This is a genomic window from Lentibacillus jeotgali (genome assembly GCF_000224785.1).
Classification (GTDB): Bacteria; Bacillota; Bacilli; order Bacillales; family Amphibacillaceae; genus Lentibacillus; species Lentibacillus jeotgali.
In genome coordinates this window covers 231,142-251,164 of the sequence record NZ_AGAV01000015.1, presented here as the reverse complement: position 1 = coordinate 251,164, position 20,023 = coordinate 231,142, and the positions used below count along the sequence as shown (strand labels likewise).

The 20,023-nt window shown below is 44.0% G+C and carries 27 protein-coding genes; 9 read left to right on the top strand and 18 right to left on the bottom strand.

Annotated features, from left to right (window positions below; translation table 11 throughout):
* Positions 1–9: 9 nt before the first annotated feature.
* Positions 10–831, bottom strand: coding sequence for an endonuclease/exonuclease/phosphatase family protein (locus ON01_RS12720; RefSeq protein ID WP_010531436.1), 822 nt, complete (start codon positions 829–831; stop codon positions 10–12).
* A 471-nt stretch (positions 832–1,302) separates the two neighbouring features.
* On the opposite strand from ON01_RS12720, the gene ON01_RS12715 reads away from it, so the two are divergent.
* The 3 genes from ON01_RS12715 to ON01_RS12705 are packed head-to-tail and all read left to right on the top strand — an operon-like array spanning position 1,303 to position 3,468.
* Complete coding sequence (locus tag ON01_RS12715) at positions 1,303–1,995, top strand: DUF1538 domain-containing protein (protein ID WP_010531435.1); 693 nt, start codon at positions 1,303–1,305, stop codon at positions 1,993–1,995.
* Positions 1,992–2,762, top strand: a complete 771-nt coding sequence (locus tag ON01_RS12710; protein WP_010531434.1) for a DUF1538 domain-containing protein — start codon at positions 1,992–1,994, stop codon at positions 2,760–2,762. Before ON01_RS12715 ends, ON01_RS12710 begins: the two co-directional genes overlap by 4 nt.
* Entirely contained in the window at positions 2,716–3,468 is a 753-nt protein-coding gene (locus tag ON01_RS12705) for a P-II family nitrogen regulator (protein ID WP_010531433.1), read from the top strand. Before ON01_RS12710 ends, ON01_RS12705 begins: the two co-directional genes overlap by 47 nt.
* Before the next feature lie 76 nt (positions 3,469–3,544).
* Here the strand turns inward: ON01_RS12705 and ON01_RS12700 are convergent, their stop codons facing one another.
* From ON01_RS12700 to ON01_RS19930, 7 genes are all read right to left on the bottom strand, one after another.
* Entirely contained in the window at positions 3,545–4,036 is a 492-nt protein-coding gene (locus ON01_RS12700; protein ID WP_010531432.1) for a PaaI family thioesterase, read from the bottom strand.
* 95 nt (positions 4,037–4,131) lie between these two features.
* On the bottom strand, positions 4,132–4,554 hold the full coding sequence (locus tag ON01_RS12695; RefSeq protein WP_010531431.1) for a MarR family winged helix-turn-helix transcriptional regulator: 423 nt from the start codon (positions 4,552–4,554) through the stop codon (positions 4,132–4,134).
* 10 nt (positions 4,555–4,564) lie between these two features.
* Complete coding sequence (locus ON01_RS12690) at positions 4,565–5,317, bottom strand: SDR family NAD(P)-dependent oxidoreductase (protein WP_010531430.1); 753 nt, start codon at positions 5,315–5,317, stop codon at positions 4,565–4,567.
* A 143-nt stretch (positions 5,318–5,460) separates the two neighbouring features.
* Entirely contained in the window at positions 5,461–5,790 is a 330-nt protein-coding gene (locus ON01_RS12685; RefSeq protein WP_138919781.1) for a hypothetical protein, read from the bottom strand.
* Positions 5,791–5,904: 114 nt separating this feature from the next.
* Entirely contained in the window at positions 5,905–6,978 is a 1,074-nt protein-coding gene (locus ON01_RS12680; RefSeq protein ID WP_010531428.1) for an AbrB family transcriptional regulator, read from the bottom strand.
* Positions 6,979–7,096: 118 nt separating this feature from the next.
* Positions 7,097–7,330: an arginase family protein gene (locus tag ON01_RS19935; protein ID WP_245545004.1), complete on the bottom strand. Its 234-nt coding sequence runs from the start codon at positions 7,328–7,330 to the stop codon at positions 7,097–7,099.
* A 10-nt stretch (positions 7,331–7,340) separates the two neighbouring features.
* Complete coding sequence (locus ON01_RS19930) at positions 7,341–7,736, bottom strand: arginase family protein (protein ID WP_029329119.1); 396 nt, start codon at positions 7,734–7,736, stop codon at positions 7,341–7,343.
* Between the two features lie 124 nt (positions 7,737–7,860).
* On the opposite strand from ON01_RS19930, the gene ON01_RS12665 reads away from it, so the two are divergent.
* Entirely contained in the window at positions 7,861–8,742 is an 882-nt protein-coding gene (locus ON01_RS12665; RefSeq protein ID WP_010531427.1) for a LysR family transcriptional regulator, read from the top strand.
* 182 nt (positions 8,743–8,924) lie between these two features.
* Positions 8,925–9,065 (top strand): sporulation histidine kinase inhibitor Sda, encoded by a 141-nt coding sequence (gene sda / locus ON01_RS18990; RefSeq protein ID WP_010531426.1) that lies wholly within the window; start codon positions 8,925–8,927, stop codon positions 9,063–9,065.
* Positions 9,066–9,325: 260 nt separating this feature from the next.
* Here sda and ON01_RS12660 read toward each other — a convergent pair whose 3' ends face one another.
* The gene (locus tag ON01_RS12660; protein ID WP_010531425.1) at positions 9,326–10,048 is read right to left on the bottom strand and encodes a 3-ketoacyl-ACP reductase; all 723 of its coding nucleotides are present in this window, start codon (positions 10,046–10,048) and stop codon (positions 9,326–9,328) included.
* 150 nt (positions 10,049–10,198) lie between these two features.
* Between ON01_RS12660 and ON01_RS12655 the strand changes: the two genes are divergently transcribed.
* From ON01_RS12655 to ON01_RS12645, 3 genes are all read left to right on the top strand, one after another.
* Positions 10,199–10,453 carry a hypothetical protein gene (locus ON01_RS12655; RefSeq protein WP_010531424.1) on the top strand — a complete coding sequence of 85 codons (255 nt, stop codon included), beginning with the start codon at positions 10,199–10,201 and terminating at the stop codon, positions 10,451–10,453.
* Positions 10,454–10,713: 260 nt separating this feature from the next.
* Complete coding sequence (locus tag ON01_RS12650; protein ID WP_010531423.1) at positions 10,714–11,364, top strand: pentapeptide repeat-containing protein; 651 nt, start codon at positions 10,714–10,716, stop codon at positions 11,362–11,364.
* Positions 11,365–11,560: 196 nt separating this feature from the next.
* Positions 11,561–12,460 carry a glycine betaine ABC transporter substrate-binding protein gene (locus ON01_RS12645; protein ID WP_010531422.1) on the top strand — a complete coding sequence of 300 codons (900 nt, stop codon included), beginning with the start codon at positions 11,561–11,563 and terminating at the stop codon, positions 12,458–12,460.
* A gap of 196 nt (positions 12,461–12,656) precedes the next feature.
* Here the strand turns inward: ON01_RS12645 and ON01_RS19545 are convergent, their stop codons facing one another.
* The 9 genes from ON01_RS19545 to ON01_RS19535 all read right to left on the bottom strand — a co-directional run bounded on the left by ON01_RS19545 (position 12,657) and on the right by ON01_RS19535 (position 18,597).
* A complete protein-coding gene (locus tag ON01_RS19545) occupies positions 12,657–12,821 on the bottom strand; it encodes a hypothetical protein (RefSeq protein ID WP_010531421.1) in 165 nt (54 codons plus the stop codon).
* Between the two features lie 205 nt (positions 12,822–13,026).
* Positions 13,027–13,263: a hypothetical protein gene (locus ON01_RS12640; RefSeq protein WP_010531420.1), complete on the bottom strand. Its 237-nt coding sequence runs from the start codon at positions 13,261–13,263 to the stop codon at positions 13,027–13,029.
* Between the two features lie 78 nt (positions 13,264–13,341).
* Positions 13,342–13,737 carry a hypothetical protein gene (locus ON01_RS12635; RefSeq protein WP_010531419.1) on the bottom strand — a complete coding sequence of 132 codons (396 nt, stop codon included), beginning with the start codon at positions 13,735–13,737 and terminating at the stop codon, positions 13,342–13,344.
* Positions 13,738–13,777: 40 nt separating this feature from the next.
* Positions 13,778–13,954 (bottom strand): hypothetical protein, encoded by a 177-nt coding sequence (locus ON01_RS19540; RefSeq protein ID WP_175284950.1) that lies wholly within the window; start codon positions 13,952–13,954, stop codon positions 13,778–13,780.
* A gap of 248 nt (positions 13,955–14,202) precedes the next feature.
* Positions 14,203–15,687, bottom strand: a complete 1,485-nt coding sequence (locus ON01_RS12630) for a flotillin family protein (protein WP_010531418.1) — start codon at positions 15,685–15,687, stop codon at positions 14,203–14,205.
* A 297-nt stretch (positions 15,688–15,984) separates the two neighbouring features.
* Positions 15,985–16,197 carry a YjzC family protein gene (locus tag ON01_RS12625; RefSeq protein WP_010531417.1) on the bottom strand — a complete coding sequence of 71 codons (213 nt, stop codon included), beginning with the start codon at positions 16,195–16,197 and terminating at the stop codon, positions 15,985–15,987.
* 105 nt (positions 16,198–16,302) lie between these two features.
* Positions 16,303–16,689: a DoxX family protein gene (locus ON01_RS12620; protein ID WP_010531416.1), complete on the bottom strand. Its 387-nt coding sequence runs from the start codon at positions 16,687–16,689 to the stop codon at positions 16,303–16,305.
* 144 nt (positions 16,690–16,833) lie between these two features.
* Entirely contained in the window at positions 16,834–18,339 is a 1,506-nt protein-coding gene (locus tag ON01_RS12615) for a potassium/proton antiporter (RefSeq protein WP_010531415.1), read from the bottom strand.
* An 84-nt stretch (positions 18,340–18,423) separates the two neighbouring features.
* Positions 18,424–18,597 carry a hypothetical protein gene (locus tag ON01_RS19535; protein ID WP_245545003.1) on the bottom strand — a complete coding sequence of 58 codons (174 nt, stop codon included), beginning with the start codon at positions 18,595–18,597 and terminating at the stop codon, positions 18,424–18,426.
* 147 nt (positions 18,598–18,744) lie between these two features.
* Between ON01_RS19535 and ON01_RS12610 the strand changes: the two genes are divergently transcribed.
* Entirely contained in the window at positions 18,745–19,662 is a 918-nt protein-coding gene (locus ON01_RS12610; RefSeq protein ID WP_029329118.1) for an SDR family oxidoreductase, read from the top strand.
* Positions 19,663–20,023 lie beyond the last annotated feature (361 nt).

Here is a 20,023-nt window from a genome sequence, read left to right as displayed (position 1 = left end):
TAAAAGCGTTTATCTGCCATTGCCGCGTTTCAGTGTCACATCTGTTACAACAGGCAAATGATCGGATGCCAGCGTGTCAATGACCTTGGCATTTGAGACACCCAGCCCCTGTGATGTCAGGATGTAGTCAATGCGTTTACTTGGGGAGGAAGCCAAATACGTATAGCCCTCACCCTCTCCGCTTTCAGCCCATGCATCATTAAATCGGCTAAAAAGAGGCGAAAGCTCAGGCGCATCCGGCCCAGCGTTCATATCCCCGGTAAGTATCGCATTACTGTCGGCCGGGATAATATCTAGCATATCGTTCACCTGCATTTCGCGGACGTAAGGGTCACCGCGATAATCCAAATGTGTAACATAAAATGAAAACATAGCCCCCTTGGCATTAATTACTGTTTCAGCAAACCCCGGTGCAGGCGTCGGTTCCGGATTGGCATCCTGGGTTGAAAGCCTTGTGATCGCGCGGTTGGCTGAATCAATAATTGGATATTTGCTTAGAACCGCTACGCCATACTTCCGTCTTGGATCACCTTCATTGATGGGGTCCTGATTATAAATCGGGGCCATAAAGGCATGCATATCCAACTTTTCGGCAAGCTTTTGAAGCCCGTCTTCGAAATTGCTGCGGTAGCCCCAGTTCTTATCAACTTCCTGTAAACCGATGACATCAGCATCTGACGCTTCGATTACATCGGCAATCCGGTCAATATCATAGTTACCGTCACTGCCAATGCCTGCATGAATGTTGTATGTCATCACTTTAATGGTGACATTTCGGGCATTTTTGTCGTCTGCATGGGCCTGTGTCAACGGTATGGTCAATATCGCCATAACAACAAATAAACATATCCACCAATTTTTTATATTACAGCCCTCCCCTCAGCGTTAATAGTTTCATGACATTTGTCGCAGGGTTAAAATTAAGCAAAACCATCATGTTTACATGACTTTTGCCTCCTTCCAAATCTATTAATAAAGCCTCTCTATACTAGATTAGAGCCTCCAGGGCATGCTGTACATACTACAATGTAACTAATTTTCCAAAAATTCGATACATAAATAGTTCTTTGTACCTGGATCGCTATACCTTATGAATGTGTCAACGAAACTGTTTGACAGTTTTTTATGGCGGTTGCGCAAACCACAGCATCAGAACGGGCTGATGCTTTTTATTTCTGATTATTCTTTCACAATGCTATAATGAAAAGGGAACATTTACGTATATATCCTCTTTTGATCTTAATCTTCCAATATACGTTTCTTCGCTAGCAACAAATCACCAAACACACCTGGGGGTTTTTTATGGACAATATTAAGGACACTGTTTTTGAGGTTATTTATTCTATCCTGCCGATTGCACTCGTTATAACCGCACTGCAATTCACAATCATCTGGCTGCCGATGGAGGCGTTTGTGCAATTTTTAATTGGCGTCTTGTTTGTTGGCATCGGCCTTATCCTCTTTCTTCTGGGCGTTAATGTAGGACTGCTTCCCGTCGGAGAAATGATCGGATCAGCTTTATCCAAGACCAAAAAGATCTGGATCATTGTATTGTTTGGCTTTCTCCTCGGGGCAGTTGTAACGTTTGCTGAACCCGATGTGCGCGTTCTTTCCTCGCAAATTGATGATGTCTCCGGGGGAGCTATTCCGCAGAGCGTTCTAATCATGTCAGTCGCTATTGGTGTAGGTATTTTTGTAGCCTTAGCCATGTTCCGTATCGTGTTTAATATCAGCATTGTTTATTTGCTGGCAGGCGGCTATGCGCTTATCTTTTTGATAGCTGCTTTTGCGCCATCAAGCTTTGTACCAATTTCGTTTGATGCTGGTGGTGTCACAACCGGGCCACTGACTGTACCATTCATCCTAGCATTGGGCGTCGGGGTTGCTACCGTTATCAGGGGTAAAACAGCCTCAAGTGACGGATTCGGTCTTGTCGGTCTCGCTTCTATCGGCCCGATTTTATCGGTACTGATTCTGGGGGTGATTTACGGATGAATTTGCACATATTTGAAGGCTTCCCCCAGACCATGCAAGAGGTGGCGATTGCGCTGTTGCCTCTGGCTGTTTTGTTTGCCATTTTTCACTTTGTCTTTCTGAAACTGCCGGTTCGCCGGCTATTGGACATCGGAATCGGCTTCGTTCTGACATTTTTTGGACTTGCGTTTTTCCTGCAGGGCGTTCACATCGGGTTCATGCCTTTCGGGGAACAAATGGGGAATGTTCTGGGGGATATGTCATATAAATGGGTTTTGATACCAATCGGATTTATCATTGGCTTTTTTGCCATCTATGCAGAACCTGCTGTTGCCGTCATGGTTGAGCAGGCTGAGAAAGTATCCGGTGGTTATATCCCGGAAAAACTACTGCTGTATACATTATCAATAGGGGTCGGCATTTCGGTCGCACTGTCAATGATACGGCTAATTTTTGGATTTTCCCTATGGTATTTTATCATTCCAGGTTATATAATAGCGTTTGTAATGGTTCGCTATTCGCCAAAAACATTTACAACAATCGCATTCGACTCAGGCGGGGTATCCACGGGGCCAATGACGGCAACATTCATACTGGCCATGTTCACCGGCATCGCCGGACAGATAGAAGGACGCGACCCGTTACTTGATGGGTTTGGTATGGTTGCAATGGTCGCATTGGCTCCTATATTATCAGTGTTAACGCTTGGTATTCTGTACAGCAGAAAGGAGAAAAGTCAGTATGTCAGTGACGATTCAGGGGCAGAAGCTCATCATCACGATCGTTAAAAAAGATAAGGCCAAAAAGGTTGTGCAGGCTTCACGAAACGCCGGGGCTCAAGGCGGAACCACCCTGCTAGGCGAGGGAATCCGGCTCAACGAAAAGATGCGGATTTTAGGCATACCGGCGGAACGTGAAAGAGCCGTCATACTGACACTTGTATCCGATGAAATTTTTGATGATGTCAAACACGCCATCATCGATTCTGTTCAGCTGAATAAGCCGAGACAGGGCATCGGATTTGTAATCGATACGAAAAAAATCGCCGGAATCAATCATTTGCTGGGGTGGCATGGTGAGGAAGGCGATGCAACAGATGAGGAGGGTGTTGATATCATGAAGGAAGATCAGGACGTTCTATATGATTTAATCATTACCATCGTCAACAGGGGCGATTCGGAAAAAGTTGTGGATGCGACTCGAAAAGCCGGGGCGGAAGGAGGAACCATCCTGCATGGACGCGGAACCGGTGTTCACGAGAAGGCCAAACTATTCAACATTATGATCGAACCTGAGAAAGAAGTGGTATTGACACTCATCGATAAGAACAAAACGACGGAAGTACTTAAAACTATTAATGAAGACGCTGAATTGAAAAAGCCGGGTAAAGGGATTGCCTTTGTGCTGGACGTTGAAAGCACCGTCGGCATCAGCCGCGTGATGAACGAAAAAATCCGGGAAGAATTTAAAAAGAAAAAGAAGAAGGAAAAGTGATTGCACTTTTCCTTCTTCTTTTCCTGTATATAATGGTCATTAGCCTTTCCGTGAATGCCGATCTAATGCCGTCTAATCATTCTGTTGTCTGTTGTGTAAATGATGCCGGCATAACAGAAGCTGTCACCACAGCCTTTGCACAGACCGTATCACCCGCAAAAACTTTTGTATGTATGTTAAACTTCTTTGGATGCACTTCTTCGGGTGTTCCAATTGCTTTGAGCGGTATATCCTGCGGGATCGGCTTAAGGAAATCGATGTTTAATGCTGCCGTGACAAACCGCGGCGGTTCTTGAGCGCCGCCAGGCTCATGCCCGTTTTTACGATGCAATGCCAACGACGCTGAACCAGTTCCATGGCAGTCAACCAATGATGCAATAAGCCCGCCATATACAAAACCTGGAATTGCAGTATGTTCCGGTTTTGGTGTGTAGATGGTGACCGTCTGATCCTCGTTCCAGCCAGTGCGGAAATGGTGGCCTTCCTGATTCAGTCGCCCGCATCCGTAGCAATGGGAAAAATCTGCCGGATAATCGTCTTGTATCGCATGTTTCACCTGTTCAGTCATTTCGGTACCCCCCCTTTCTTTTCAGTATAACAAAAGGGCAATTGTCTTTTTAGATGGAACTATTTCTTTAACTCATCCCATATGTCAATCTTCTATTATGTGTCCAGCTGATCCAGCAGCTTCTCATAAATAGCACGGAACTGCCGAATTTCTTCTTCGGTTAATGTTTCAAATACATCTTTTCGTAATACTTGTCCTGTCTTTTGTGCATCCTCAAGCGCATGTTGGCCCTGATCAGTGATAGCCAGCATCACCCTCCGACGATCCTTTTCATCATATTGGCGCACGGCATAACCCTCATTGATCAGTTTGTTTGCAATATTCGTCATTGCTCCGGGTGTATAGCTAAGTTCTTTTGCAATTGCTGATGACTTTTGCGGTCCCTTCTTATTTAACTCAGCCAGAACGAGAATTGATGAAATTCCGATATTATGCTCATATGCCTCATTAAAACGGATAATCGATTTATTGGTGAACAATTCAACTGCACGAATCAATTCTAAAATATTATCGCTCATTCGATCACCGCTAGAATTTGACAGATCCGCCATCAACGTTGATGGTTTGGCCGGTAATATAGTTGGACTCATCACTTGCCAGGAAAACCGCCACGGGACCAATGTCTTCCTCTAACTCACCAAAACGCTGCATTGGAATTTTTGAAACAACTTCCTGATAATACTCCGGCTGAGCCTTAGCCCATTCCTGCACACCCTGTGAATTGGCAATTGGCGCGATCAGATTAACATTAATATCATCTTTGCCAAACTCATTGGCTGCAACCCGCGTAATAGCACGGATTGCTTCCTTCGCTGCCGCATAAGCCGTTTGAGTCGCATGACCCTGTATCCCCGCACCGGATGCGAAATTAATGATGTTGCCTTTCGTTTCTTTCAAATGTGGTATGGCTGCCTGCATCAGATAAAAGGTCGGATAGAAACCAGTATCAAATGACAGATCCAAGTCCTTTTGATCTGTTTCCAGAAAAGGCTTATTTCTGGATGCGTGCGCATTGTTGACGAGAATATCCAATTTTCCATACTTTTCTATAACCTGACCGATGATGTCCTTCAATTTGTCATGCTCAGCCAAATTCACCTGAATGAACATGGATTCCGGCTGGTACTGCTTTAATTCCTTTATTGAATCCTGACCGGCCTCCTCATTCAAGTCCACAATCACCACCTTGGCACCTTCTTTCACAAAAGCCATCGCCATGCCTTTGCCAATCCCGCCTGCTCCACCAGTAATAATCGCGACTTTATCCTGTATTTTACCCATAATCATCACTCCTCTTTTAACACATTTATTTTAACACTAAAATATTTAATGTTAAAGAAATTGTGTTTAAGAGGTTACACCTGCTCCGAAAAGAGTTCTAACAAAACAGTATAAATCCGTAAGTTCGCTTTCCTTGCACAATCCTACTCTTCCTGCTGCATCCGGCGCCACTGAAACGATATTTCCATAATGGCTATCGCCACAGCAGCCCAGAAAACCCCTTTATCAAACGAAATACCGACTTGTGATTCCCCGCCTAAGGCCGTCAGCAGGACCATTAACGCAACAATATAGACGAGGAAGAAAAGCTGTGACCGGAATACAGTTTTTTGATCCGTGTTATGTTTCCGGTTGCGGTAAACAGTTACCATAAATAAGACAAGCATCGCAACGATTAAGAGCTCCAACGGCACGGCTTCCACAAACGGGATATCAGGAAAATAATCGTAAACCAGCAAAATGGTTACGCACAAAGCGAGAATGATTTCAAGCGGACGGAAAAACTTCAGAATGAATCTTCCTTTCTATCAGGTCTGTCTTTATATTACCGTTTCAAAACTGAATACGCCAGCTGTTTATCCTCAGCTCTAACCTCGCGAGCTGCCTGCACCCCGCTTATTCAGCCATTTAAAGAAAAACGGCACAAACAACATAATGATAAGCAGCCGGAAAAGCTGGTAGCTGGTTACCACGGAAACATCACCTCCGACTGCCACTGCAGTAAGGCCCATTTCCACCATGCCCCCCGGCGCCGTGCTCAACAGTGCCGTGGGGAACGGTAAATCATATAACATTGCCAGCCCATAACCAATAACAAGCCCAAAAAACACCAGAACAGCAATCGTAGCGACGGTATAGCCGGTAATTCGCTTCCAATCAGGCAGGTCGCGCGGCTGCATTTGTAAACCGATATGCACACCGATAAAAACTTGTGCCAGATTAATGAACGCCACTGGAAGTTCGGGAGTAGGCAGGCCTGCAAACGTCATAACAATTGTCAGCACCATCGGCCCGAGCAATAATGCGGTCGGAATCCGCAGACGGGCAAAAAGCCACGCCCCTGCCGTCATAAGCATCGGGTATAAAGGGAATGCATAGCACGGCATGTCCGCCCAAGTGACAGAGCTGGTGCCCATACCGCTCAGCTCTGCGCCGGATTCACCACCAAATATATACACCGTAACGATCGGTACAACAATAACTATCACCATCACGCGCATACTCTGCAGAAACATGATGATCGTCGAATTCAAACCTTTTATTTCATCAAGCAGAACCATGATTTGCGACAGACCGCCTGGAATAATCCCAATCATGCAGCTGGAAAGATCAAGGCCGGTCAGCTTTGAAAATATGAATCCCAGCATCAGGCTGAATGTAGCGGTCAGAGCGGTTATTAGAATCATTGACGGCACATGGTTACCCATTTCAACCAGCGTATCCTGTGTAAATGACGTGCCGATTAAATAACCGAGCAGAACCATCGCTATTTTTCGAAAGGTAAACGGCCAATACAGTTCTCGTTGAGTCGTAATCCGCCAAGCTGCAACAGCCACAAGTGGGCCGATCAGCCACGGGAGCGGGATATTCGTAACTGAAAATATGGTAACACCGGCCAGTGCCACCACAATTGCCTCAGCAAATGCGCGCCAGTTATTCAACAGGGTCATCTCCTCTATTTATGAACAAAAAAGAACCACCACGCGAATGATGGTTCTCTGACTTATTATAGAGGAAAGAGGGTAATTGTTAAAGATGTGTATTAAGGAGTTGCAAATATCACCTGTGAAAATTCCGAATCACTTCCGCTGCCAAATAAGCAGCCAGTTTGATCGTTTTGTCACCCTCATCCACCAAAGGGTTCACCTCTGATATATCAAAACTGAGCAAATTATACTTTTCCGCGGCATAGGCTAAAATTGACCTGACCGTTTTCGGATTAAGTCCAAGCGGGGACGGAGCACTCACCCCAGGTGCTGCCGATGACACGATTGAATCGGTGCACAAAGTCATAATCAAATCATCATACCGCACCGCTAAAAATAATCGGTGTGGCCCCTGCCTGAAAAATCGTCTTAATATGGCGGCCAAGTTCAGCCTGTGCCATTTCCAACGCTTCACCTTCACAATGAACATTGCCAGTATCAATCGTTTCCCCATCCATAAGATACGGCAATTTAGCTAAAAATCGGCGGATTGCATCAGGCGCATGTGCAGCACCCTGCCGCCCCTTGTTGCGCCGGACACCTTCATCACTGGCAAACCCAATGATGCCAAATCCATTTTTAACCGGTCCCGTCAGCTCACCAATTCCGAGCGCCTGAACCATCTGATGAAATCGAAAAGTAGCCGGGTCCGCTTCATCATCAACCCTGCCGGACCAGACTTCCTTATCCGTCTGTCTATAAATATCAACCACCCCTGTCATGCTGCTAATTTTTGAAAATATCAACTTTAATAACTATTATAATTCATCTATGGTATAATGACTAATACTCATTTTTTATATTTCGATAGTTTTTGTCTATAGGAGGTTGTATGCTATGGATTTACGCCAGTTAAAATACTTCATCACCCTTGTCGATGAGCAAACTTACACAAGGGCCGCCAGTACACTGCACATCTCACAGCCATCATTAAGTGCTGCAATCAAAAAGTTGGAGCAGGAAGTTGGTCTAATTCTAATTGACCGTTCTAAACGGCAGCTCCAGATTTCGAAAGAAGGCCAGATTCTCTATCTGGAGTCCCGGAAACTGCTCCACCATTATGAGCACGTCTCCTTTGAAATGGATCGTCTCAAGCAACAAGGACCGCTGGAACTGTCAATCGGTCTGATAGAATCATCGATGTTTTTCATACCCGACATACTATCGCATTTCAAGCGCGAATATCATGATGTGCGTATCAGCCTGCTCGAAACGTTAAGTCTCACCGATGTCATGAAAGCCCTTAATAGCTTTGATATCCATCTCGCTATCACCAATCAGTACATTTACCAGGAAGATATCGAAACCATTCCAATCTATGAGGAAAATCTCGTCGCACTCATTCCTCCGGGCCACAGGTTAAACCGGAAAGACACAGTGCAAATCCACGACCTGGAAGGGGAAAACTTCATCGTTTGCAAAGAGGGATTCCAAACAAGGCAGGACATCCTGAATGCCTTCAGCAAATCGGGTGTTAAACCGAACATCCAGTTTGAGATCGAATGGTTCGAAACAGGCTGCAGCCTTGTGGAGGACGGGCTCGGCATTACTGTCATACCGGAGAATTACGTCCGCTATTCCAAACAGACGGACTGTGCTATCAAAAAAATAGACAGTGACAGCATCTCCCGGATCGTCTATCTCGCCTATGACAAAAACCGTTACCAGCCCCCGATTGTTATGCGGTTTATCGAACTTATAAAGCAATTTTTTGCGTGATGGCTGTCTTTTGAAACTTGTGGCTCTTATTACAAGTTTAATTCGATTTTCTAATTGGAAATTAAGCCATAACGTTGCCGTTTTTTGGCGAAAATTGAGGTTTTTCCTTGCAACAATCGGGATATATAGTATTATGCCTAAGGTTAGAGTATCAAGAGGAAAGGAGCTTATCGAGAAATGCCATGCGACAGTTATCAGATGAATTGCTCGTTGAATTATACCATCGGGCAGTCGATCACAAATTAGATAACGAATTTATCCAGTTAATAAAGGAGGAACTGAGAAATCGTTCTATTATTATTAATAGAACGAAATCGAGCTAAAGGGGCAAAAGCCTCTTTTTTCCGCTGTTGTGAAAGCATTTTTAAATTCTGGAAACCTATAAGCAGACGTTATTGATACACGGCATACTAAATGTTATAACGAATGCTTCAACAATTACGCATGCAGGGTCATCACAACCACAAGCATTGCAATAGTTGTGATAAGGTTATAAAGGTTGATCCTAATCATTGAAATTGACACAACAGCCTTTTTTATTTGCTTCATGCATTCGCCCCCTATTTTTATCAGACAGTGCTTGTTAAAACGGATTTGTCGCCCATTGCAGCGACTGTTTGATGAAAATCCGCGGATGCAGCTGTAGCTGCGATACCATATATTCCGCTAGGTCTTCCGGCTGCATGAATTTCTCCTTATCATTTTTATCAGGATTATCTCCGAATATCATTTCCGTCCCGACCATGCTCGGGTTAAGTGTGGAGACACGAATATTGTACGGGCGAACTTCCTGCATGAGCGCCTCTGTCATACCCTGTATAGCAAACTTAGACGCACTGTACGACGTCGATTTCGCTGTTCCTTTTAACCCGTTGCTTGATGAAATGTTCATGATATCGCCCTGATTTTTCTCAATCATTTGCGGCAGCACAGCGCGCGTAACATGGTATGTACCAAACACATTTACTTCCAATATATGCTTCCACTCATCCGGATTAACTTCGAGAAAATCACCGCGCTGACCGACACCGGCATTGTTAAGGAGAATATCAGCAGCACCAAGGTTGCTTTTCAAGTGTTCGACTGCCAGATTCACATCATCTATTTTGGCGATATCGCAAACGGCGTAGCTTGTTTTCACGCCTTGGGCTGCAGCCTCTTCTGCCACTGCCTTTAGCTTGTTCTCTGTCCGTGCAATCAGCCCGACATGTACACCAACACGCGCCAACTCAAGCGCTGTTGCCCTGCCTATGCCGCTTCCGGCCCCCGTAATATAGGCAACTTTTCCTTTAATATCCTGCCCCATTCTGTCTCATCCTTTCGCTTACAGTCTTTACCACCATTGTACGTGTTGGCAGACATATATTCCAGCAAAAAATTTTTATTTATCATGCCCCTTTTTTGCGTTTCACTTCGATTATAAGTATGAGGAAGTCTTTCTATAGGGGGAAAACAAATGACACATTTATTCGAAAAGGGGCCGTGCACGTATGTACCAATTCCTGTCGTTTTGCAGGATCCAAGCCTGTGGTCCAATCTACGCAGGAACCTAACCGTCAATCAATGGAAGTGGATTTATTTGCACATCATTGGCGGGATGAGTGTTGAGGCAATTGCCATTCAGGAAAATACAACCGCCGAAATGGTAAAAGTCTGGGGAAGACAAGTGTATATGCTGCTGGCAAGCGACGAATTCCGAAGAAAACTATAACTTTGAAGTAAACTCAGCGTACGCAATATTTTTGTCGATATTTCCCGGGAAATAATACAAACTGTCGATAAAGTGGGGATTCATTCAAGGGAACTTTATCCTTCTGAATGTTAGTTGAACGAATCGAGCTTTACAGGCAGATGATTGCACCACCTAATTATATGGTAAAATATGATTTAACGTTTCGATCATCAAAATAATTATTGAATTGAAGGCTTCTCAATATTCATCTATAATTTCTATGAAAGGAGGCTGCAACTGTGAAAAAGAAAAATAGATGCATCCAGAAACCGGATCTACCGGGACAATTAGATATTATCAAAACTGATAAGCTGACAGATCAGATGTTTTACGAAATGGGTACGATCAGGACCGCAATCGGCCCGGTACATGCAGAACATGTCCGGTTTGATCAGATTCATTTCAAAGGTGTCGCGTTTACCGATACAGAGCTTCCTTTTTCCCAGTGGTTGGATGTCACTTTTGATAATTGTGACCTTTCTGGCGTCAGACTGAATGGCGCACGGTTTAAGCGGGTCGAGTTCCGTAATTGCAAGCTCACGGGTACTGATTTTGACCAGGCTGTAATGCAAGATGTGACTTGGACAGATTGTCAGGCCCCATATATTCTCTGTAACCTGACCGAACTTCGGGATGTACAGTTTGATAACTGTTTATTAAAAGGTGCCAACTTCATTGATGCCGCCCAGGACAACCTACTTCTTGGCACTTCAGTCATCGAAGATGTGCAATTCACGGGAACTTCACTCAAACATGTCGACCTTAGCCGCTGCAAGTTCACCCATTTACATATCGACGGGGAAGGGCTGCGTGGTGCAGTAATCGCACCTGAACAGGCTGCGCAATTTATTGAGGCTTTTGGCGTGAAGGTGAAAAAGGGGTTATATTAATCTAAACTAACGAAAAACAGAGTAATTCTATATATATTCCTTATTATATCGACAAAATATTAACATTATAAGATTCATTAAAGAATATGACAGATTTTGAACTTTGAGACTGCAATTCTAATATGTGACACTTAATAGGTTAGCCGTTATTTTGGAAACAAAATTGAACATAAAGTCATCAAGGAGGTTCTACATAATGTTAAAAAAGTTTTTAGGAATTACTTCAGCTCTAACTTTATCAATCGGCTTAACAGCATGTGGAGGTAGTGAGAACTCAAATAATGAGAACGCTTCTGTGGGTGAAAAGGTTGATCATGAGATCATTGGGATTGACCCAGGCGCTGGTATTATGGGACAAACGAAAAACGTATTATCTGAGTATGGCCTTGAAGAGAACTGGGAACTTAAGGAAAGCTCCGGTGCGGCTATGACAGCAGAGTTAGATGGAGCGATTAATAAAGAAGAGCCAATCATCGTGACTGGCTGGATTCCACACTGGAAATTTTTTGAGTATGACCTCAAAATGCTGGATGACCCTAAAGAGGTTTATGGTGGAGAAGAAAATATAAATACACTTGTACGCAAAGGTTTAAAGGAAGACATGCCTGGAGCATATACGTTTTTTGATCAATTCAAGTGGAAGCCGGATCACCTGCAAGAGGTCATGCTGAATATTGAAGAAGGTATGGACGAACAAAAAGCAGCCAAAGAATGGGTCGAAAATAATGAAGACTTGGTTAATTCCTGGATAGAAGGTGCAGAGCCTGGAAACGGAGCGACAGTAAAAGTACCGTATGTTGCCTGGGCCGATGTAATTGCCAGTTCTAATGTTGTAAAATACGTATTGGAAAATAAGTTAGATTACTCAGTTGAATTAATGCAAGTGGAACCGGGTCCAATGTTTGCCAGTATCGCAGATGGAAGTGCAGACGCAATGGTAGGTGCATGGTTACCTTCAACACATGCTGATTACTATGAAAAGTATGAAGGAGACTTTGAAGATTTAGGCGTTAACCTGACTGGTACACGGAATGGCCTCGTTGTACCTTCCTACATGGATATTGATTCCATTGAAGACTTAAAGGAAGCTGAATAATACCGGTTATAGTCAACCTAGTTGAATCCATTTTGATCACTCTTTTTTCAAAATGGATTCTTTTTCTTCGTATAAGCCAGATGTTTTCCAATTTCCATTAAAACCATCCTAAGTTTTACAGGGCTTAAATTATATCCAGCTTATTATAACTTGAATAACAACTACCAACACTGCAAGGGCAGGGCAACTTTATTATTCAATTTTGCTCTTTTTGAGCCATAAGGATCTGTTTTAATGTAGAATGAATATTTTGAAGGCTCATTAAAATAAGGCCCAGCATAACAAACGTTATGATTTCTCCGGTCACAATCGAAACCAGACCCAATATAAGTGCATATAGACCGTACAGCCAGCTATTCATTTATAACACCTCTTCCTGGTTGATTACCTCCTGGGATATACAAGGGGATTAAGCAAATTAAATAATAAGTTGGCTGTAATGTATCCTGTCAGCGCAATCAAAAATCCGCCGATTACAGTCACACATGCAGCGCAAAAACCAGCGCTTCACCACAGGGTCGCAATCACTTTCATTATTCCGTACGAGGTCCTCTAATATAACACAGCTAAAATTTTTTCGGGATAAAATAAGCGATTGTGGCTGAAAGCAAGGCAATAAAGAATGTTATTAAAAAGGAACTGCTACTGCTGTTAATTTCAGTTTCGCGGGATAACGCAGCACTCAGGTTCCACGCCTCCTCTATATCCGGAGTGTATACATAGGTGAGAATCAGTCCAGATAAGATTTGGAACAATACGAACAGCACGATGAAACTAAGCGCAAAAATAATAAATTTTTTCATTGCTGACATCCTTTTTTGTCGTTGATTATACGGTCTCTATTGCTTGTATGTTTTACAGATGTATAACACCAACTATTATCACATCACTTTCACTGGGTGTACAGAGCCGAAGCAGCTGTTCTGCTGATGTTTCTGTTCTTCTACCGATGTATGCGGAGTTCTGTTGAAAATTTTCTTCTTCTGCTGATGTTTTCGATGTTCTGCGGATAATCCCCTTCTTCTGCCGATATTTTCGATGTTCTGCGGATAATTTCCTTCTTCTGCCGATGTTTTCGATGTTCTGCGGATAATCCCCTTCTTCTGCCGATATTTTCGATGTTCTGCTGATAATTTCCTTCTTCTGCCGATGTTTTCGATGTTCTGCGGATAATTTCCTTCTTCTGCCGATATTTTCGATGTTCTGCGGATAATCCCCTTCTTCTGCTGATATTTTCGATGTTCTGCTGATAATTTCCTCCTTCTGCTGATGTTCACGACATCCTGCTCATGTTTTCCGTCTTCCCCAATACTCGAGCTATCGCTGCTGCTTCAGCAAATTAGAAACGCCAATTAAAAACAGCCCTACAATAATAATTAAGTACACCATAACTTCATTACCGGCAACAGGATTAAATTCCAATAAACCCACCAGGAAAAGATGACCCATCATAAACATGAATAGACCCGACCATAATAAGACCTTTCGAGACACAGCATTCATTCCTTATAAATTTTTAATATTAACGCCCATATTCCACTTTCGACAATAAACATGCCAATTCCTCTTGAAAAGGAAATTTTATTAGTAAAATTGGCTCATTGTTAAGCTTTAATCGCCAATCCCTTCGTTGCACTTATGCCGTAAGTAAGTATTTAATACTATTTAAAAACCGCGACTTTCACCATTATCTAAGTAAAAGCCCCGGTTTTTTATGTGCTCAGCCATGACAGGATAGGACCTTACTGTTCATTATGGTCGCTGTCTACTGAGCCGTCATCATCTCCATCCGACCCCTTGGCGGCTGAAGCTTCCTGATAATATTTTTCCTTCTGGGCGCCAAAATGATCAGCATTTCCGCGGGATACATAGCTCTCAAGCATCGCTTTCAGATCCATGCCGGTCGTTTCCTTCAAGGATTCCTGAATGCCGAGCATGGTTGAGGTCACATTATTGGCGACTTTTGATGAACCGCCCTGCGAATCGCTGCCGCCCATATCGATCACTTTCATATCCTGAATCTGGGATATCGGTGCGGACACTTTTTCAGCATATTCGGGCAGAACGTTGATAAGCATTTCCATAATCGCTGCTTCCCCGTATTGCTCCATTGCTTGAGCCATGCGTTCTTTGGATTCTGCTTCGGCAATACCGCGCTGACGGATAACTTCAGCTTCAGATTCACCTTTAATCCGTTCTTTCTCCGCATCTGCTTCAGCTGCTCTGGTCGTTTTATAGGCTTCCGCATCAGCGATTGAGCGCCGGCGTTTATTTTCCTCTTCTTCGAGTTCTACCGCACGCTGTTTCTCAATATATTGAACCTTCAATTCTTCATCCTTCACCTGCTGGGCAAGGCGTTGTTTTTCCAGTTCTCCAGCTTGTTCTGCGTTAGCCCTGGCACGGTTTGTTTCTTTCTGGAATTCAGCTTCTTTAATATCTTTGTCCTTTTTGGATTGAGCGATGGCTGTTTGACGACGGTTTTCCTCGTCCTGTGCCTCCTGGTCGTTCTGTGCCTGATAAATGCGGGTTTCCTTCTCCGCATCAGATTCTGCCTGGTTCGCCAATTTCTGTACTTCGGCAATATGCGGACGTCCTAGGGCATCGATGTAGCCGTTCTCGACATCAACATCCTCCACATCATTCAAAGCAAATGATGTGATCTCAAAACCCATACCTTTCAGGTCCGCCTCAGCAATCTTCTTCACCTGCGTATTAACTTCTTTAAAATCGTTATAGATCTTTTCAATGGAAAGCGAAGCAATAATCGCACGCAGATGACCATTTAAGACATCCCTTAATTCCGATTCCCGCTCATCCTGCTCTTTACCGAGAAATTTCTCTGCAAAATTTGCCATAATCTCGAGCTCACTGCCGATACTGATGACAGCCGTGCTGACAACACGCACCGGGATACCTTCCTTGGTATAGGCTTTCTCTGAATCAACCTGCAGCTGGAAAGACGTCAGGTCAATCGGTGTAGCCGTCTGGAACATACGGAGACGGTAACCGCCGCCGCGGATGATTTTGACTGAACGGCCATTTTCATCCTGGAAAACATTCCGCTCTTTTTCCGGATCACCCAGTTTCGGTCCGGTAACAATGAGCGCTTCATTGGAGCTTGCTGTTTTGTAGCGGAGCCTGAAGATAATAAAAGCGATTGCTCCCCCAACAACCACCACAACTCCAATAATGGCGAGAATCATTAAAAATAGTGCATCTTGAAACAAAAAATCCGCTCCCTTATAAATAATGAATCCAATCCATCAAGCTATGTAAATGGATCTATATATTACAGTACGATTACAAACGCATTAAGTTTCAGCATTCATACAATTCTTTTTTAATACCGAAAAAATCCCCACTCTTTAACTTATTCAGCATGAAAAGATGTAGAATCGAAAATACCGCTTTTCTTTTGTTGTAGTCGCTGATTTATTATTAGCTAATAAAACCACATTAAAAAACTGCCGGTCTGATACCAGCAGCTTATTCGTAAGTATTAACAACGTTCTGCTCTCCCGCCGTCAGTCATTGGCTCTTCCCTGGACGCCCGGTCTGGACAGATCGCGTTTATTGACCCATACACGTTCCGGATTGGCGTTTTCCGGGAATTTGTCGCCTGCTTTCATGTCAATTTGTCTCGGGTCCTCTACATTGCTACCTGTCTCGCCTTTTTCGATGTAAACGCCATTATTCGGCGCTTTTTGGCCACCACGGAAACGGGATTGTTCGCCCATGCTCATCACTCCCTTCAGTGTCGTATGCTTATTTTGGCTGATATTCCAGTGATTATAACGAAAAAATTGGCACAATCCCATAAAGGAATTGCGCCTTTTGATACTTTATCCAATAGCGTAAACGCCAGGGCCGATTAAGGCAATACCGACAACAATCGCAATGATGACAAATGGGTATTCAAAGCCGCCTTTATCGGCAAAGTAGCCATTCGGCAAATGGACCTTAAAGATGGCCCCGATCATGACAATGACAATAAGAGCAGCTGCAAGCCATGTCAGAAGACCTGCTGCCAATAGCAGTCCACCGACAAATTCAAACAAGCCAACCAGAAAGGCCAATGGTACACCTGGTTTGACACCGATTGAATCAAAAAATCCGCCTGTCCCTTTTACTCCATGTCCGCCGAACCAGCCAAACAGCTTTTGAGCGCCATGTCCGGCCAGGCTGATTCCAAGAACCAACCTTATAATCAATAAACCGATATGAATCATAATATATAAATCCTCCTACTTTTTATTACTAACTTACTTTTTGTAAGTACGGAACTAATATATTATGAATTCAGGATAATGTCAAGACAAAAACTGCTTCCACCTATTTATGGAAGCAGTGATTAGTCGAGACAGCGGTTCTGATCAGTCCTTTTTCCGGCCAAAAATGTCCCACCATTTTTTCTTCTTCGGTTTTTCCTTTTTCGCTTTTTTGCCCAAAAACACTTCCCTGACCTTAGAACGTTTTTCCTTTTCACTGAGGACAAACAGTGTATCCCCGGCTTCAATTGAAGTTGTGCCGCCCGGTGTAATCAATTCTTCTTCACGGACAATGCCAACAACCAATGTATCACTTGGCAGGGTAATATCAATTAATGTTGAGTGAACAACCGGAGCTTTTTTGCCAATCGGCAGTTTAATGATTTCGGAATCCGTATTACCTAAAGGAATCATTTCAAACCCGCTCGGATCAAAGTCCGTTCCATCCTCCGTCAGTCCTAGTTTTGTTGCCAGCGGTGACAGTGTGCTACCCTGTACAAGCGCTGAAATCAGGACAACGAAAAAGACGGCATTAAAGATAATGTAGCCATTTTCTACTTCGGAAATGAGCGGATAAGTTGCCAAAACGATTGGAACCGCACCTTTGAGCCCTGTCCAGGATAAGAATATCTGCTCTTTCACACTGTGTTTGAAAAAAATCATACATAGAAAGGTTGCGACAGGTCTGGCAACAAACATGAGAATGATCGCTAACAGAACCCCCTGCCAGCCGACCGTTAACAAATCACTCGGGAAGACGAGCATTCCCAGAAAGATAAACATGATGATCTGCATCATCCACGCGAACCCTTCATTAAAGCGGACAATGGAGAACTTATGCATCAAGTCACTGTTGCCGACTAAGACTGCCATCACATAGACGGCTAAAAATCCGCTGCCGCCCAAAGAATCAGTAACGCCATACGTTAAAACGGCACTCCCTAATGCCAGAAGCGGATACATGCCGGAGACGTCGAGCCTTATTTTATTGATCAATAATACACTTAACCGGCCAAACAGCAAACCAAAAATCAAGCCAAGACCCATTTGGATAAAAAAGTCGCCGACCGCAGACCAGATGGTGGTTTCCGGAACTTTAATCATTTCAATAAAAGCAACTGTCAAAAAGACCGCCATTGGATCGTTCGTTCCTGATTCAGCTTCCAATGTAGCCGTCAATCGCTTATTAATATTTTTACTTCCAAGGACAGAGAAGACCGCCGCAGCGTCGGTTGAACCTACAATCGCACCAAACAGCATCCCTTCCAGCATGGTCAAATCAAGGATATAATAAGCGGCAAATCCGGTGATAACAGAGGTTAACAATACCCCGACAGTCGCTAATACCCCCGCCGGCGCAAGGACCGGACGCATATTATTCCACTTCGTCTGTGTACCACCCTCAAACAAGATGATAATCAGTGCCATGATGCCGATGAACTGGGTAAGCTCCACATTTTCAAAATAAATAAATTCGTTGAGCAGCATCCCAACGAACAGGAAAAGCACAAGTGAAGGCAACCCCAGCCGGGCTGAGAATTTTGTTGTGAATACACCGACCAGGAGCATGAGTGCGAATAGGAAAACAAACGATGTTATATTGTCAGCCATGAAGTGAAATCCTTTCAACCTTATTCTATTTCTATTTTACCGACTTTTTCCCTTTAAAACAAAGAATATAGTTGAAACAGAAAACTAAATGACCGGATAATACGGCTCATAACGCGGATTGGTATAACATGGCGGTCTTGGTCCAATTTTGGGAAGTGACCACCTTTTGGGGTTATTGTCATATAATACTTTCGCCTTTCCTTCTGTGCGAGAAATCAGCAAATATCTCACTTCAGGATTGTAGTAGTAATCGTGCACAATACGGACCTCCTTCCTGCGCGTATTCCCTGTTAGCCTATTCATTTCCCTCACAATTGAGCCTGTACGGAAGACACTCTAAGCACGGCAGGTGACTATTTGGCATATCTTAAATCTGAAGCTCATTTTCAGGAAGGGTTGGATTTGATGACTGAAGATAAAAGACATAAGCGGCAATACCCGTTATATCCCAACTACGGGAAAATAACGCAATATGAGGATGTCGCCATCACGGTTCCCGAACAGCGCCAATACCGGCAGCCAGGGGTCGAAGGTCTTATGGTACCGCGGCCGATAATTGAAAATCCAAATGAACAAGGCAGCGAAAAACTGACAGGAAAAGTGGCACTCATTACAGGCGGTGACAGCGGAATAGGCGCAGCAGCTGCCATTGCATTTGCTAAAGAGGGTGCGGATGTCTCGATTGCTTATTTGGATGAGCACGACGACGCAAACCGGACAAAACAGCGGGTGGAAGAACTGGGACAACGCTGCCTGTTACTGCCGGGCGATCTCCGCGAAAAACATCAATGCATTGATATTGTGGAAAGAACAGTTGAAACGTTTGGACAACTGGATATTCTTTGTAACCATGTTGGGATCCAGTTCCAGCAGTTAAATCTCGAGGATATTACGGATGAGCAGTTTGATGATACATTTAAAGTGAATATATATTCACACTTTTACACAACCCGTGCAGCGCTGAAGCACTTGAATAAAGGCAGTTCGATCATCAATACAACGTCTGTCGTTGCCTTTTACGGCAATGACCAATTGATTGATTACACAGCGACAAAAGGTGCCAACGTCGGATTCACCCGTGCGCTTGCCAACAGCCTGATCAGTAAAGGCATCCGCGTCAACGCCATAGCTCCGGGCCGCATCTGGACCCCGCTTATTCCCGCGAGTTTCTCAGCTGACCAGGTACCACTCGCCGGCAACCCCATGGATCGGCAGGGACAGCCCTTTGAGGTAGCCCCAACGTTCGTCTATCTGGCTTCCGATGACTCCCGCTTTGTGACCGGGCAGGTGCTCCATGTGAATGGCGGGCAGGTTTTTGATTGATATACACCTGTCTTGAGTGCTTCACTTTATAATACCCCACTAAGAAGCTGCTATTTCAATAACTAGCAGCTGTTTTCGTTTTGTTTAATTAAATGCCCACTACCCTTACCTTTACTTTCACTAATCGCCAAACAAGCTAGCATTAGGATGATTATCTCAAAAGAACATATGATACACAGGACCTGCAACCAGGACATCCTGCTTGTAAAGCCTGATAGCACATTTGTTATTTTGTCACGTCATCCTTGCGCACACGGGGAATTGCCCCTAAATATGCAAGTCTGGGGCGAAAGACTCCTTATGAAATGGCTTTCTTCACCTGTTCTTTCCCAAGTCTGATTCAGCAGGAATATGCTCCAAC